The 15,006-nt window shown below is 36.9% G+C and carries 13 protein-coding genes; 6 read left to right on the top strand and 7 right to left on the bottom strand.

The window, feature by feature from the left end:
* The first annotated feature begins 103 nt into the window (after positions 1–103).
* The gene (locus C8C84_RS16400; RefSeq protein WP_158592592.1) at positions 104–3,697 is read left to right on the top strand and encodes a T9SS type A sorting domain-containing protein; all 3,594 of its coding nucleotides are present in this window, start codon (positions 104–106) and stop codon (positions 3,695–3,697) included.
* Between the two features lie 50 nt (positions 3,698–3,747).
* Here C8C84_RS16400 and C8C84_RS16395 read toward each other — a convergent pair whose 3' ends face one another.
* From C8C84_RS16395 to C8C84_RS16375, 5 genes are all read right to left on the bottom strand, one after another.
* Positions 3,748–4,359 carry a YdeI family protein gene (locus C8C84_RS16395; RefSeq protein ID WP_121314773.1) on the bottom strand — a complete coding sequence of 204 codons (612 nt, stop codon included), beginning with the start codon at positions 4,357–4,359 and terminating at the stop codon, positions 3,748–3,750.
* 12 nt (positions 4,360–4,371) lie between these two features.
* Positions 4,372–5,655, bottom strand: coding sequence for a peptidase T (pepT, locus tag C8C84_RS16390; protein WP_121314771.1), 1,284 nt, complete (start codon positions 5,653–5,655; stop codon positions 4,372–4,374).
* A gap of 565 nt (positions 5,656–6,220) precedes the next feature.
* On the bottom strand, positions 6,221–7,018 hold the full coding sequence (locus tag C8C84_RS16385) for a hypothetical protein (protein WP_121314769.1): 798 nt from the start codon (positions 7,016–7,018) through the stop codon (positions 6,221–6,223).
* 739 nt (positions 7,019–7,757) lie between these two features.
* Complete coding sequence (locus C8C84_RS16380; protein WP_121314768.1) at positions 7,758–9,221, bottom strand: DASS family sodium-coupled anion symporter; 1,464 nt, start codon at positions 9,219–9,221, stop codon at positions 7,758–7,760.
* 63 nt (positions 9,222–9,284) lie between these two features.
* The gene (locus tag C8C84_RS16375; protein WP_121314766.1) at positions 9,285–9,779 is read right to left on the bottom strand and encodes a hypothetical protein; all 495 of its coding nucleotides are present in this window, start codon (positions 9,777–9,779) and stop codon (positions 9,285–9,287) included.
* 147 nt (positions 9,780–9,926) lie between these two features.
* Between C8C84_RS16375 and C8C84_RS16370 the strand changes: the two genes are divergently transcribed.
* The 4 genes from C8C84_RS16370 (at position 9,927) to C8C84_RS16355 (ending at position 12,131) form a co-directional block, all read left to right on the top strand.
* Positions 9,927–10,772: a universal stress protein gene (locus C8C84_RS16370; protein ID WP_158592591.1), complete on the top strand. Its 846-nt coding sequence runs from the start codon at positions 9,927–9,929 to the stop codon at positions 10,770–10,772.
* Between the two features lie 28 nt (positions 10,773–10,800).
* Positions 10,801–11,424, top strand: a complete 624-nt coding sequence (locus tag C8C84_RS16365; protein WP_147406885.1) for a hypothetical protein — start codon at positions 10,801–10,803, stop codon at positions 11,422–11,424.
* Positions 11,421–11,609, top strand: a complete 189-nt coding sequence (locus C8C84_RS16360; RefSeq protein ID WP_121314761.1) for a hypothetical protein — start codon at positions 11,421–11,423, stop codon at positions 11,607–11,609. Before C8C84_RS16365 ends, C8C84_RS16360 begins: the two co-directional genes overlap by 4 nt.
* A 69-nt stretch (positions 11,610–11,678) precedes the next feature.
* Positions 11,679–12,131: an OsmC family protein gene (locus C8C84_RS16355; protein ID WP_121314759.1), complete on the top strand. Its 453-nt coding sequence runs from the start codon at positions 11,679–11,681 to the stop codon at positions 12,129–12,131.
* A gap of 105 nt (positions 12,132–12,236) precedes the next feature.
* Here C8C84_RS16355 and C8C84_RS16350 read toward each other — a convergent pair whose 3' ends face one another.
* Both C8C84_RS16350 and C8C84_RS16345 read right to left on the bottom strand, forming a co-directional pair.
* A complete protein-coding gene (locus C8C84_RS16350) occupies positions 12,237–12,692 on the bottom strand; it encodes an Hsp20/alpha crystallin family protein (protein WP_121314757.1) in 456 nt (151 codons plus the stop codon).
* Positions 12,693–12,840: 148 nt separating this feature from the next.
* The gene (locus tag C8C84_RS16345) at positions 12,841–13,890 is read right to left on the bottom strand and encodes a response regulator (protein ID WP_121314756.1); all 1,050 of its coding nucleotides are present in this window, start codon (positions 13,888–13,890) and stop codon (positions 12,841–12,843) included.
* Between the two features lie 365 nt (positions 13,891–14,255).
* Here C8C84_RS16345 and C8C84_RS16340 point away from each other — a divergent pair, with 365 nt between their 5' ends.
* The gene (locus tag C8C84_RS16340; protein WP_121314755.1) at positions 14,256–14,927 is read left to right on the top strand and encodes a BON domain-containing protein; all 672 of its coding nucleotides are present in this window, start codon (positions 14,256–14,258) and stop codon (positions 14,925–14,927) included.
* Positions 14,928–15,006 lie beyond the last annotated feature (79 nt).

The raw sequence follows: 15,006 nt of genomic DNA, 5'->3' as shown, positions 1-15,006 counted from the left end.
GTCCTCTTGTTTTAAACAAGAGGACTTTTTTTATTTCAAATATTTAAGAGTCAATTAAATTGCTACTTTTATGCTCTTGAAAAAATCGAAACAAACTAATTTTATGAAATACTTTACTTTGCTGTTGCTGATTTTTTTTAACGCAACATTTTCTTATGCCCAATGGACAGACTTGAATACCGGAATCAATGATGATTTGACCGGAGTGGTTTTCCTGGATGAAAATGGTTTGGCCAGCGGTGCTAATGGATTGTATTATACAACAACCGGTGGCGCTGGAGTAGGAAGTTGGACAAGATTTGAAATCACCAATAACACAGTAAACGCAGCTATTTATGAGAATACAGTGTTCACCCATTGTTATACAAATCAAACCAATACTTCCAATACCGGATTTGTTTACGCTTGTGGTCAAGATACTGCAACCAATAAGGCCATTATTATCAAAATTTCGCTTCCGTCTATGGCATACGAAATCAAGTATATTGGTGCCGCCAATTCAAAATTAAATAAAATGGATTACTCTAATTCTCAGGGTAAATATATAGCTGTTGGTGATGACGGATTATTGCTTACGTTTACAGATACAGCTTTGACTACTATTAACACCGAGTTAACAGACGATTTGCTGAGTATAAGTTCCTCGAGTAGTTCGATATTGATGGGTTCAGACCAGAAAGTATTCAGAGCTTCATTAGGTGGTTCCAGCATTGGTAATGTTACTGAAGTGGCCACACCTAATATTATCAATACTGATGTGGCTTTGGCAAGTAATTCATCGTACACTTACGCTTTGGGCGATAATGTATTTTCTCATACCGACCTGTCTTCCCTAACCAATTATTTGACGCGCTACAATCAAAATTATTATGGTCCGCTTGATGCCAATGGAATGATATTGTATTCGAGTAATTTTTATATCGGTACCAACCACGGCATCTATAGATGTTCCTATGCAACCAGTAGTTTTCAAAATGTCACTGTCGAATGGCAAACCAGTTCTTTGAATCATCACATCAATGACTTTTGGAAGCAAGACGGTACAACTGATTTTTATGCTTTTGGAAACAATGGTGTGATTTTAAAAACAACCGGCAACGGTGGTGCAACAAAACCTTATGTTCGAATCAATGCCAATGGTGGTTGTTATCCCGGTTCTATACCGCTCAATGCAGTTACCGGTAGCGGTACTTCTTATAGTTGGTATTCGAACGGAAATTTAATTCAAAGCGGCGCCAACTCATTTAATTACAATTTTCCTTCTCTAGGCGAGTATACCATTTCTTTAACGGTGCAAAATAATGCAGGCGAACAATCTACCGACACCAAAGTGATTCATATAGTCAATCCGCCCCAAATTGACAAAGCGGTTACGCTAAGCGATAATATACTTTGCAAGCAAGAAGTAATTCAAATTCAAATTGCCGATACAGAGCCGAATGTCATTTATACTTTAAGAATGGAAGGGCAATCCAATTCAAATTATGGACAAAGCCAAGTAAGTACCGGTGGAACTTTAACTTTTAACAGTGCAATGATTGAGGTAACCGGAAACTATTACATTGATACCAAAAGTAGTTTGGCCAATTGCAGTAGAAGATTTACGGGTAATTTCTTAATTACGGTAGAAGAAACCAAAGCCGATTTTCATGCAGGATTGATTAATGCCGAAGTCAATGAACCGGTAGATTTCTTTGAAAATACGACCGATTCTCAAAACTTTGCTTGGCAATTTACACCTAATGCTTCTACGCCGTCGTCCTCGCTTCCGAATCCGCAACTATCTTTTACTACCCCGGGACAAGTGACCACTACTTTACATTCTTGGTCTAACAACGATTGTCATGATACGGTTATCGCTTCAAAACCCAATATTTTTGAACCCAATGCTGCAGCAGAAGAATGTTTTTTATTGGTCAATAACAGCAATGATCCCAATTGGCCCGGAAGTTATAATCCGGATATATCGCAAATGACGCCTACCGCTGATGGTTTTTTGCTAAGCGGAACGTATTTTAATGAAATCTTCGATTCTAATCATGGGGTTACCCTCAATTTGGACGGAAAAAAAGGAGGTTATTTATCAAAATATGATAGAAATGGAGTTCTAAAATGGACGGTTTATAACATCAATACCGCATTTGGCAATAACAATGACAATGGAGTTTATTCAACTGCAGTTGACCTAAACGGTAATATTTACATTTCAGGAAAAGGAATCGGAAAATTTATTGACAATACCGGACGAAGTACCGATTTGTCTGCAACACTCAATCAGGCCGGTTTTTATTTGATTAAATTGAATCCGAAAGGCGAACTGATTTGGTATTGGCAAAACAGTTATATGGGATTTGTAAAAATGGAAGTGGACAGTCAAAACAATTTGGTAGCACTTTCCGATTTGAATCTTAATTTCACCACCATTCAAACCTTTTTTAATGGTGCTTTGTCACAAGAAATAGGGTTGCAGGTAGTATCACCTCAAGCCACAAATCTTATCGTAAAGTTTTCTCCTTCGGGGAATGTCATTTGGGATACAAAAGTCTATTTGTATTCCGCCAACAGAATTGGATTGAGCAATTTAGGCATTGATGGCAACAACAATATTTATTTCACCATGGATTTCGATTTACAAGCCCAAGTATATCAGGCAGGAAGTAATAGCATATCAGAAACCTTCACTGGTGACGGAAGCTACGGCTGTAAAATAGGTTTAATTAAAATGAGTCCTAATGGTGAAATTCTGTGGAAACTCAGAAGCCGTACCATTGATGGCAATGGTTTTCCAAGCGATTTGACTTACGTCAATAAAATGATAGTGGAAACCGACGGAACTATTTACCTTACCGGAGCCAATTCAACGGGTTATAATTATTTTGGAACATTAAATTATACACACGTTTTCGAAAACACTGACGGTTCAACCGTTTCAACACAAAACGGACCTTATTTTGTGGCTAAAGTCAATAACAATGGTATTTGCCAATGGATTAGAGGTTCGGGACATACTTATTATGGATACGGTGAAAACTTGTTGAAATCGGGAAATGAAATTCATGTGGTAGGCCAAATTTTTAACAATACCAACGACGGAGATAATTGCACTGCACTTTTTGACAGTACCAATGGGAACGGCTATAGCTTAACCATTAATAGGTATGATTATTTCGTTTCAGTATATGATGAAGCAGGAAATCTGAAAAGATTGTTCTTAAACAACGATGGTGGCAATGTCAATCATTTTTACGGATTTACAGGCTTTTTCAAAGGAACAGGCGATTATTTCTATTTGGCTAAGAATATGGGATATCCTACTTCTGATACACCAATCTATCATGATTTTGGATTGACAATGCCTGAGTTTAATGGTGTTGACGGATCAGTAGTTCGCTTTACCGAAAGTTGTGGAGTTTCTAAGTATGATGCTACTTTGAGCAACAACGATTGGTCAAATGACGCTTTAGAAAATCTAGTTATTGTTCCCAATCCTACAGCGAGTGAATTCAGTATAACATTGAATGACTCTTTTGAATCGGTTACTTTACAAGTTTATGATATTACCGGTAAAATGATTTCTGAAACACAAGTTAATAATGCAACCAAAGTGTCTTCGTCCATTAGCGGACAAAGCGGTTTGTATTTTGTCAGACTCAAAACTGCTGATACTCAAAAATGGTTCAAACTGATTAAATCTTAGTTTTAAATGGCAATAAAAAGCCCTCTGGTTTCAAAACGAGAGGGCTTTTTTTATTTTCTGTATTGATCATTCAAACCTCGACCTTCCATAATCATCGGCGTGATTTTCTCTAACCGCGTGACTTTGGTTTTCTCTTGTTTGGCAGTTGCCATGTATTCCCAAAACTCCTTTTGTTTTCCGGGTGTAAACTTTTCAAAGGCAGTTTTTAAAGTTTTGTTTTTATCCAACGCCGCTTGAAAGAACGCACATGGCAAAGCTTCTTTCTTTTCAGGCTTAATCGCTAAACCCGCTTTCTCGTTGGCAATCGCTTCGTTGATGTAACGCAAAATAAGTTTTTCGTCAATCTCGGTAGCCGACGTAAAACGCCATTGGCGCAAAGCTTTCGTCACGCCTTCATTAGCATTGACTAAAACCTTAGCTTCATCTTTCAGAAAAACACCATTCCAAAACCAAAGGGTAAAGTAGTTTTTAAAACCGCCAATGCCCAAAACATTTTTGTTATTGATGGTATAGACTTCGCCACCCCATTTAGTGGTTTCCACCAATTCGGTTTTTTGAACAATGGCGCGCAATAGTCCGATTTCTTCGGTCCATTGCTCGTTTTTTATCCAAGGGTTTTTAGCTCCGCTCTGTTCGGCTTTGCCTCGAGTGGCTTCTTTCATCGCTTGAAAAGATTACTTCTTCTTTGTCTTCTTTGCTTTCTTTTCTTTTTTAGTAAAATCAGTAGTAGCCGTTAATTCCGCAATTTTCACAATCACTTCTACCGCTTTTTGCATGCTTTCTACCGGAACGTATTCATACTTTCCGTGGAAGTTGTGACCACCGGCAAAAATGTTCGGACAAGGCAATCCCATATACGACAAACGACAACCGTCAGTGCCACCGCGAATCGGTTTGATTAAAGGTTTGATGCCTAAAGATTTCATCGCTTTTTCGGCCAAATCTACAATAAACATTACCGGTTCAACCTTTTCCTTCATGTTGTAGTATTGGTCTTTGATTTCGCAGATGACGATGTCTTCCCCAAATTGCTTTTTAAATTCCTTATTGAATTTCTTCGTGATTTTGTGCACCAATTCTTTTCGCTTCAAGAATTTCTTCATGTCGTGGTCGCGAATGATGAGTTCCAATTTGGTTTCCTCAATGCTTCCTGTTAAACCGGTCACGTGAAAGAATCCTTCGTAACCTTTCGTCTCTTGCGGTGTTTCCCCTTTGGGTAATTCGTTGATGAAATCGTTGGCGATTAACATCGAGTTGATCATTTTGCCTTTGGCATAACCGGGGTGAACCGATTTTCCTTTAAAGGTAATTTTCACTCCCGCGGCATTGAAGTTTTCATATTCCAATTCGCCAATCTGACTGCCATCCATGGTGTAAGCCCATTCGGCACCGAATTTCTTCACGTCAAACAAATCGGCACCGCGACCAATTTCTTCGTCAGGCGTAAAACATACTCTGATTTTTCCGTGTTGGATTTCCGGATGTTGGATTAAATATTCCATTGCGGTTACAATCTCAGTAATTCCGGCTTTGTCATCGGCGCCTAATAAAGTTAATCCGTTAGTCGTGATTAACGTTTGCCCTTTGTATTGCAATAAATCTTTGAAATAACTAGGCGAAAGAACGATGTTTTGTTCTGCATTCAAAATGATATCGCCACCCTCATAGTTAGGAATGACTTGTGGTTTAACATCTCTCCCGGTGAAATCAGGCGTGGTGTCAAAGTGAGAGACAAAACCAATCGTTGGTACGGCGTGTTTCACATTAGAAGCCAAAGTCGCCATCACATAACCGTGTTTGTCAATGGTGACTTGCGTCATGCCGATGGCTTTGAGTTCATCGACTAGTTTGTTGGCTAAATCGAATTGTTTTTTGGTACTTGGTGTTGTTGTTGAATTCGGATCTGATTCGGTATCGATAGTGACGTAGCTGATGAAGCGGTCGATGATGTGTTGCATGGTTTTAATTTTTTGGTAAAGATAAGAATTAGGAGTTAAAAGTTATATGTTGTGGGTTGTAAGTTGTCGGTTGTCTGTTCTCAGTATGGCCCTTCGACTGCGCTCAGGGTGACAATAAGCGGAATCAATAGCATTTGGTAGAATAAAGTAAACTCTCTTTTTAAAACCAAAAGCAATACAACTGCACAATCTGTCACCCTGAGCGCAGTCGAAGGGCTTGTCAACGTTAAAAAAAAAAGTTGTGGCAATTTCTTAAACTGTTTTCAAAATTGCCACAAAACTGTGGCAAAACGAAAATCAATTTCAAAATTGCCACAAGAATTTAAAAGACCATCAGTAAGCCTCCGAAGCTCGTTCTTAAGCTGGGAAGGCTTGGAAATTCTGGAAAGTTGGTTTTTGGAGAGAATAGAACACCTGACAGGTTTTGGGAAGCTGTCAGGTGTGAAGTTTTATTTTTAGAAGCCACAAGAAAGGAATTGTGCGGTAGCGTAGAATTTGTAATATAGTAAAAAACCCTTTAGGAGCTTAGGCTCTAAAGGGTTTGTTTCATATCTTAAAGAATATTCTAGTAGTAGACAAACTCGAACGAGTGCAGTACCGATCCAAACCAGCTTTGTTCTGCTGTTAAAGGATAATTATCAGAGTTATAGGTGTATTCGAACTCACCACCATTTACAAAATTGTTTGAAACACCGCCTACAATTGTATCGACGAACGTTAGGCTACCTTGTTTTCCGATAATATGAGTAAGAAGCAGTTTATCATATCCCACAACATTCTTAAATATACTATTTTTTGTGTCGTAAGTGTAATTGTCGGTATACGAGTCAAATTCTTTTACGATTTGCAACTGAGCGATTTCACCATTTTGTAACGTAATGGTTCCCGTTTTTAGTAATTCGGGCGCATTACCGGGAGAATTTTCATATTGTGAAAGAGAAATTGTATTGCCACTATTGTAAACATAGGTTGTTACTCTTTCCACATCAGAATCTGGAGTTGTTGTTTTAAATTGAACCAATTGATTATTTGCATTGTACTGGAACTCATCTGTAGAAATAAGTCCAGTTTGCTCATCCACTGTTCCGGCGTTGTATACTTCAAACTTTTCAATTTTTGTGATTACATCTCCTGTGTAAGTGTAGATATGAGAATTGACATCAGAATCGTTGGTACGTCTAATTTCAACGAGCTTATTACCGTTATACGTATAATTTGTTACAGTTCCTCCAAACAAAACATCACCTTCGATGATTTGCTTTAATAAAAGGTCTGAAGATGCACTTTCAGAAGAGCTTTCATCACTTGAACAGGAAACAAGGAATAGCAGAGAGAAAGTCATTAAATAAAAGATTTTTTTCATTTGATAAGATTTAGATTTATAATATTTTGTTAAAAATATAAAAGAAAATGATATAAACAATTGTTTTTGAAAATAAGTCTCTTTCAAAACTAAAAACAATCCAACTGCACAATTTGTCACCCTGAGCGACAGTCGAAGGGAAGGGCTTTTGTCGCCGTCAGCAGACCCTTCTTAACCCTCCGAAGCTCGTTTGAAACCGTCCGATAACCAGTTGAAGCCTTCCGAAGCCCGTTTGTAGAAGTCCGAAGTGTGTTCGTATGCCTCCGATGACTGTTCTCGTAAGTCCGAAGTCTTTTCTCGAGAGTCCGAAGCTCGTTTGCGGGCTGGGAAGGCTTGGAAATGCTGGAAAGTTGGTTTTTGGAGAAAATAGTACACTTGACAGGTTTTGGGAACCGGTCAGCTGTGGGTTGGTATTTTAGAAGCCACACGAAAGGATTCGTGCGGGAGCGGGGTCACCCTAAGCTTAACCTGCACTGAGCTAGTTTATCCTGTCCCGATAGCTATCGGGATGCCGTAGGGTCGAAAACCCTCATTATTGCAGAACCCAATCGTCCACATACTGTCAGTCAATCCCGATAACAATCAGATGTCAATGACTCAAAGAGCACAACTGACTCATTATTCATGATTACTGTTTTTAAGACTGGTAAAAACTTTTAATAACTTTAGCGTTTTTGCAGCAGTCGCTGAACATCGATAACTCTAATTCACTCACTTTTGTAATAAATTGATACTAACTCTATAATGGAAAATCCATTACTTTTGGCAAAAAGAACCAGCAAAATACAGTGATGAGCAAAATGCAAATGATATTAAAGAAAAGCCCGGTTACAATCATATGCTCAATTTTTATATGACCTTTAGCAAAAATAATAGCATTTGGTGGGGTTCCCATCGGAAGCATACAGGCACAACTGGCGCTCAAAGTCATTGGGATGCCCAAAAACAGAGGATTGATATTTAATGCCAATGCCATCGTAGTCACTATAGGTGATAGAATAAGTACGATGGCAATATTACTCATGATTTCACTTAAAAAGACAGTAATCGCAGTTACCATTAATATGATTATAAACAGATTGTTGCTGGTATAGTCAGCCAGACCAAAACCGAATTGGTGTATCAATTGAGAAGTCTCCAAAGCATTAGCCAATGCTATTCCTCCGCCAATAAGCAGTAAAATATCCCATGCCATATGGCGAGCGTCAGGCCATGCCATCAATCTTTCAGGAAAACGTCGGCCTTTATTCCCCGAAGGGACTAAAAACAAAAGGAGGGCACCCAACATACTAATGTTAGTGTCATCCAATAGCAAATAATCCTGAGCCTTGTTAAGAAAATCTTTTGTTATCCATAAGAATACAGTAATAGCAAATAGCAACAACACTCTTTTTTCAGGCACACTAATACTTCCTAAATCCTTTTGAGCAGTCTTTATAGCAATGGTTGCTTCTTTGCTGTGCTTAATGTTATTTGGATATAAAATCTTTACAATAAACCAATAAAGCAATAATAACAAAAGTAAAGTTAGTGGCATAAATAAAAGCAGCCAATCAACAAAATTAATGGTGTAACCAAACCGGTCTTTGATATAACCAACATAGGCTACATTGGGAGGCGTGGCAATGATAGTCCCTACAGCAAAGTTAGAGGCATAGGCAATTGAAAACAGGAGCGACAAAGAAAAGTTAGAGGTGCTTTTTTCATCTTTATTATGGGTTTTAACCAGCTGAATGACTGATAGGGCTACCGGAAACATCATCATGGTTGTAGCCGTGTTGCTCAACCACAAACTTAGTGCTCCTGTTGCCATAATAAATCCGAGTATAATACTATTACCATTAGTGCCGGTAATCCCAATGATACTCAAGGCTATTCTTTTGTTCAAATTCCATTTTTCAATGGCAATGGCAATGAAAAAGCCACCCATAAAAAGAAAAACAATAGGATCGGCATAATGATAAGCTATTTCTTTTAAAGGGATTATATTTAATAAAGGAAATAAAAGGAGCGGAAGCAACGCCACCATCGACATAGGAATGGCCTCAAAAATCCACCAAATAATCATTAGAATAGCAATGGCAAGAACCTGATTGGCCTTGTAAGTAACTTCAAACGGATTGGAAATAAAGCATGCCATACTAAGCAATACACCCATTGTTAAACCGATCTCTTTTTTGTAGGTCTTATAAAAGGCGGGCATGTCTATTTCTGTTTGTTATATTCCAAAGGTTTAAGCCTTTAAATTTTGCACTCTTTTTTTTAATCACGGTAGCATCGGACCTGCCTGTATTTCCTCAAGTATATCTTCCATATTGTTATTTAATTCCAAGATGTCGGTAAGGAACTGATTTTTAAACACCCGATATCTGTATTCGGTTTGATTGTTATAATTATGGATATCTTTCTTAAAAGAGAGATTTTCTCTCGTCAGACGACTTTTAAGTTCATTGTATTGATTTTTACTTTGTGTGTATAGTAAGAACAAAGATTCTTGTTCATCAACAATCAAGGTTTTCTCCCTCATGACGGATAATGACTTTAAATTGCTAACTGTAATGGCCAATAACTTTTCCGCAGTAGTGTTAAACTTTTTCCATTCAGCAGTGGCAGTAGCAACGGTTTTTTTATGCTCAAAAGTCACCTCGTCTTTATCAATAATTATTTCTTCCGTATCACTGGTGGAATCTTCTTTAGCACAAGTATAGGCTAACATAAAGAGAACAAGTAGTAAAGAACTGTTTTTAGTGATAGATTTCATGATTTAGTTTTATTATAGATACTCAATCAAAAGTCTTAAATTTTAGGATGGGTTTACTTGATTTTAATCACAGTAACACTTGATATGTATCACTATTTCAGTGATTCATTTAGGTTAGTTTTGACTGGAATCCTAAGACCATCTGTCATGAAAAAAATTCTCTTTCCTGTTGACTTTTCCGGAACATCTTTAAATGCTTATCAATTTGCCTTGCATTTGGCCAAAAAAATGGGTGCTGAAATCATAACGTTGCATGTATATGATGTTATGACTATACCCTATGTTGATTACCGAGATTTTATTTTGGAGCATTATGAAATTACTGAATGGGAACAGTTTGAAAACTTCAAAGATGAAGTGCCTAAATTGAGAGCTATTGCCGAAAAAGAACAATTAGGACGCGTAATAGTTCGCCATGCTTTAAAAGAAGGAGACACCGAAACAACAATCCTAAAAGTTGCTGAAGAAGAGAAGGTTGATTTTATTGTAATGGGTACTAAAGGAGCCACCGGATTAAAAGAAGTGTTTTTGGGAACTATAACCCAAAAAATAATGAACAACAGTAAGGTTCCCGTCTTAGCCATACCGGAAACGTGTAGTTATAAACCTCTTAAAAAAATTCTCTTCCTTACGGAGTATGACTTGTCACAACTCCACATGCTTAGAAAGGTGCACAATTTGGCACTGTTATTCGGGGCACAGGTAGATGTCCTCCAGGTGTCAGAGATTGATAAAGGACAGGACAGAAAGTTTAGCACCGAATGGAAAAAAATAAGACCTAAAAGTGAGGTCAACTTTTATCATTTAACCAGTAATGATGTTGAAGGAACCATAACCGATTTTATCGAATTACATAAAATAGATTGGATTACCTTATCTACACATCACTATGGCTTTTTTGAAAAGTTATTTCACTACAGTTTATCAAAAACCTTGGCTTTTCATACAGAAATCCCGGTTTTATCTATTTGTGAAACTCAGAAAGAAGAATAACAAACACTATGCTCCTAAATTAGAAATTATGAATAAAAATATACCGCATAAAATTGGGTTTTGGTCAGCTGCTGTAGCTATAGCATTAGTTTTTGTCTACGGTTTATTGCAAGCATTGACGGATATGAATTTTATTTCAGGAATTAAAGAATCGCTATTGATTTTTTGGCCACCGCTCTTATTGGCGCCAATTTTTTTACTCATTGTAGTAAGTCTGCATTATAGTGTGGGCAGAGAAAATAAAATATGGACATTAATAGCCTTATGTATTGCCACAATTTATTGTAGTCAAATAGTCATGTTATATATTATGCAATTTGCCATGCCTTTTGAAGACATGTTGCAAGGAAATCTGGGCTCTTATAACGGCTTGTTTGATCGCTATGACTTTCTAATTGCTATTGATGCACTGACTTATTTTTTTATCAGTTTATCGGCCTTGTTTCTTGCAGTTGCACTTAAAGGAAATAGGTGGATTTATCAGGCATTATTGTGGATAGTTATTTTGGTGCCGATACTAATATTCTCCTTCTTTTATCCCTTATTTTATTTTGCAGGTGTAGTTTGGATTATTTCTTTTACTATGGCAATGATTGAAATCGCATTTTTCTTTAGAGTAAGTACCAAAGCTAATTTAAATATCGTATTATGAAACTAAACAAAGAATGGCATAAAGCGAATCCTATGCCAAAAAAACCGACAGAAGAAAAGAGGCTTGCTTGGCACATTGAACATGCCAAAAACTGCGCTTGTCACAAAATGCCGGCAAAGCTTGCTGAAAAACTCAAAAAGGGCAGTACTATGCCTTTACTGCTATTGCCACATATAGAGCAATGACAATTGTATTCGATGTTCTTGTGAACCTCAAACAGCAATACCATTAATCTTTAAAATGATTTATCGGTTATGGAAAATATATTGTCCTATCAAGTAAAAACCACCTGGAAAGAAAGCAGAGTAGGTGAAATCAGCTCTCCGGTTTTAAATAACGTAATCGAAGTCGCCACACCACCTGAATTTGCAAAAGGAATCGCTGGTTTATGGTCTCCCGAACATTTATTAGCGGGAGCGGTAAGCAGCTGTTTTATGACTACTTTTTTAGCTGTAGCTGAGAAAATGAGAATGAAGTTTATTCGTTTTGATTGTACTGCCACCTTATTCCTGGAGAGAACCGAAGGAAAGTTAAACGCAATTCAGATTACAATTCATCCCACAATTACGGTTAGTAATAGCCACGATAGTGGAAAAGGATTAAAAGTACTTGATGTTTCGGCAAAATCCTGCATTATCAGTAATATGCTGAAGCCTGAGATTACTATAATACCTCAAATTATTGTTGAAATGCACCGGACTGTTTAAGAAGATGAAACAGGTCGATAACAAATCTGACTGCTTTTATTAAATGAGTTAGGATAGGAACAAAAAAAACCCTGCTTTGGCAGGGTTTTCAGTTGTAAACCTGAGTTAGTTCACTTTGATGTGTTTAACAGGTTCAGCAATGCTGACTTCACTTTTGGGTAGTTTCAGTTTTAACACACCGTTCTCATACTTAGCATCAATTTTGTCTGCTACTAAGTTGTCGGGCAAAACAAAAGAACGATAAAGAGAACTATAAGAAAACTCTCTGGAGAGGTAATTTTTATCTTCACTTTTGGTCTCGGCTTCTTTTTCGGCACTAATGGTTAACATACCGTTTTTTATTTCAATATTGAAATCTTTTTTATCAAGTCCGGGTGCCGCTAACTCAATTTGGTACTCTTTTTTGTTTTCAACGATATTGGCTTCTGGCAAAACATTTTGGAAATTTACTTCCGGAAATGCACCGTTGAAATCCAATAAAAATCGATCATTGTTGAAGAAATCATCCATAAATTTAGGAAACAATCTTCCGTTTCTTTTTTTTGTTGCTACTAGTGTCATATTGATTTGATTTATAATTAAACAAATAATTTAATAAGCCAAATTTAGAACGTAGTAACAGCATAATAGGTGATGCAAATCATTACAATTGTTGATTTGTATCACGAGTTTGATAACCAAAAAAAAGAAAAAAGATAGGTTTTGTGGCTTAATTTCTTAAACCGCTTAGTTTTTGTGGATTGAGTAATACCAACTCATTGCGGTTTTTATCAATAAGCCCTTCGTTTTCAAAATCAGTTAAAGTACGACTGACCGTTTCAGGAGCTGTTCCTGATAAATTGGCTATTTCATAACGAGTTAGATTGATGCTTTCCCCATTAGTACAGTGTTGTTTGTGATAACTCAACAAAGATTCGGCAATTCTTTTGCGAACAGAAGAATAGGCCATTTGTAGCAATTGCTCTTCTTTATCACCAACTTCATTAGACAGTATCTTGATAAATTTACCGGCTACATCAGGATACTGACTGATTAGTTTTTCGAGTTCCTGTATAGGGAAGAAACTAAGTGAGCATTCTTCGAGTGCCGTCGCATTGTCTATATAATGTTCGCTGGAAAATAGAATATTAGCACCAACAAATTGATCGATATCATAGATGCCGGTAGTAAGTTCGCGGTCATCATCTGCAATTTTTGTAGTTTTAATTTTTCCTTTATGGATTAAATAAATGCCGGTTACTTTGTCTCCTTCATAATAAAGAACCTGCTTTTTACGAACAATGCGCAACTTTCGGTCGTCAATAATTTTTTTTAATTCAGGAAGTCCTTTTGTCGCGGTAGCCAACGCCTGCATTTGGTCTATAGATTTGCTGTAAAAATCTTTTTGTAACCCTCTTTTCTTTAAGCGGGTTTCTATAGCATTTAATAATTCCACATCATCAAAGGGTTTCATCAGATAATCATCAGCACCCATTTCCATCCCTTTTCGCAAATCTTGTTTTTGGGTTTTCGCCGTTATAAATATAAAAGGAATGGTACTCGTTTCAGGATGTTTGCCTAACATTAGTAGCACGCCATAGCCATCTAATTCATCCATCATAATGTCACACAAAATCACATCGGGTAAATGTTTCAATGCCATTTCTACCCCTTTTCTGCCATTGGCTGCAGAATAGACCTCATAGTTTGACAATTGTAGGATTTCGGTAATATTATCCCTCATTTCAAAATTGTCTTCAATAACGAGTATCTTATTCATAATAGAAAGGATTACAATACTATTGGTTAAGCAATTAAAATAGAGAATGAGGCAAAATCCCTATTTTGTGTTTTGTTTATTATATGCTATAACAAATATATATAAATATGATATAAATTGTTATAAAACAGTTGTTTACTTTTTTGGCTCTCGTCAAACAACTGTTAATATTTAAAAAAAAGTATTTGGATTCTTATTTGGGAGGGTATTGGTATAGATTAACCTAAGGTAAACATGTTTTAAATCATTTTTTTGAATGATTTCTATCAGTATCTCAACAGCTGAAGAGAAATAAATTTACAATGAATTTCAAAGAAACTGTCGGCTTATCCAATAGTTTTAAGTAACAATTAAATCGTATTAAAATGAAAAGCAACGAACAACTACAGAAAGATGTAATGGATGCCCTTAAATGGGAACCACAATTGCATGCCGCCGAGATTGGCGTTATAGTACATGACGGAATTGTAACCTTAACGGGAACCGTAAATGCTTATAATAAGAAAATTGCTGCTGAAGCTGCTGCCAAAGAGGTAGCGGGTGTTAAGGCAGTTGTAGAAAAAATTGACATTAATTACCCTTATTCCGCAATCAAACCAGATGAAGAAATTGCAGCCAATGTGTTGAAATCACTGCAAAACCATTGGAATGTTCCCGATGACAAGATAACCATTGAAGTGGACGATGCTTGGATAACACTTAATGGAGAGGTAAACTGGAATTATCAGAAAGAAGCTGCCAAGCATGCTATTGAGAATATCCCGGGTGTTAAAGGAGTATTTAACCACATTACCATAAAATCGGCGCATAAAAGTGAGCTTGAGAAAAAGGTTATCGAAAATGCTTTGCACCGCCACTGGGCTATAAATGCAGATGATATTAGGGTTACTGTTCAAAGCAATAAAGTCACCCTAGATGGAACGGTCACTTCATTGTATCAAAAAGAAGAGGCAGAAAAAATAGCATGGAAGACTCCCGGAGTGTGGTTTGTAGACAACAATCTGGTAATTGATTATAAATATGACTTTGTTGAATAAAATTACGGGAGCCTAGCTCCCGTAATTTTATTGCAGTTGGCAGAAAATATAACAGTATGCATGATTGCTTAAATGTTTC

Origin of the sequence: Flavobacterium sp. 102 (assembly GCF_003634615.1) — a bacterium.
Classification (GTDB): Bacteria; Bacteroidota; Bacteroidia; order Flavobacteriales; family Flavobacteriaceae; genus Flavobacterium.
This window is presented reverse-complemented; position numbering and strand designations above follow the sequence as displayed.

Bases quoted from the DNA above. Each gene is read 5' to 3' on its own strand.
- C8C84_RS16400 (WP_158592592.1), top strand. From the start codon at position 104: ATGAAATACTTTACTTTGCTGTTGCTGATTTTTTTTAACGCAACATTT.
- C8C84_RS16395 (WP_121314773.1), bottom strand. From the start codon at position 4,359: ATGAAAGAAGCCACTCGAGGCAAAGCCGAACAGAGCGGAGCTAAAAAC.
- pepT (WP_121314771.1), bottom strand. From the start codon at position 5,655: ATGCAACACATCATCGACCGCTTCATCAGCTACGTCACTATCGATACC.
- C8C84_RS16385 (WP_121314769.1), bottom strand. From the start codon at position 7,018: ATGAAAAAAATCTTTTATTTAATGACTTTCTCTCTGCTATTCCTTGTT.
- C8C84_RS16380 (WP_121314768.1), bottom strand. From the start codon at position 9,221: ATGCCCGCCTTTTATAAGACCTACAAAAAAGAGATCGGTTTAACAATG.
- C8C84_RS16375 (WP_121314766.1), bottom strand. From the start codon at position 9,779: ATGAAATCTATCACTAAAAACAGTTCTTTACTACTTGTTCTCTTTATG.
- C8C84_RS16370 (WP_158592591.1), top strand. From the start codon at position 9,927: ATGAAAAAAATTCTCTTTCCTGTTGACTTTTCCGGAACATCTTTAAAT.
- C8C84_RS16365 (WP_147406885.1), top strand. From the start codon at position 10,801: ATGAATAAAAATATACCGCATAAAATTGGGTTTTGGTCAGCTGCTGTA.
- C8C84_RS16360 (WP_121314761.1), top strand. From the start codon at position 11,421: ATGAAACTAAACAAAGAATGGCATAAAGCGAATCCTATGCCAAAAAAA.
- C8C84_RS16355 (WP_121314759.1), top strand. From the start codon at position 11,679: ATGGAAAATATATTGTCCTATCAAGTAAAAACCACCTGGAAAGAAAGC.
- C8C84_RS16350 (WP_121314757.1), bottom strand. From the start codon at position 12,692: ATGACACTAGTAGCAACAAAAAAAAGAAACGGAAGATTGTTTCCTAAA.
- C8C84_RS16345 (WP_121314756.1), bottom strand. From the start codon at position 13,890: ATGAATAAGATACTCGTTATTGAAGACAATTTTGAAATGAGGGATAAT.
- C8C84_RS16340 (WP_121314755.1), top strand. From the start codon at position 14,256: ATGAAAAGCAACGAACAACTACAGAAAGATGTAATGGATGCCCTTAAA.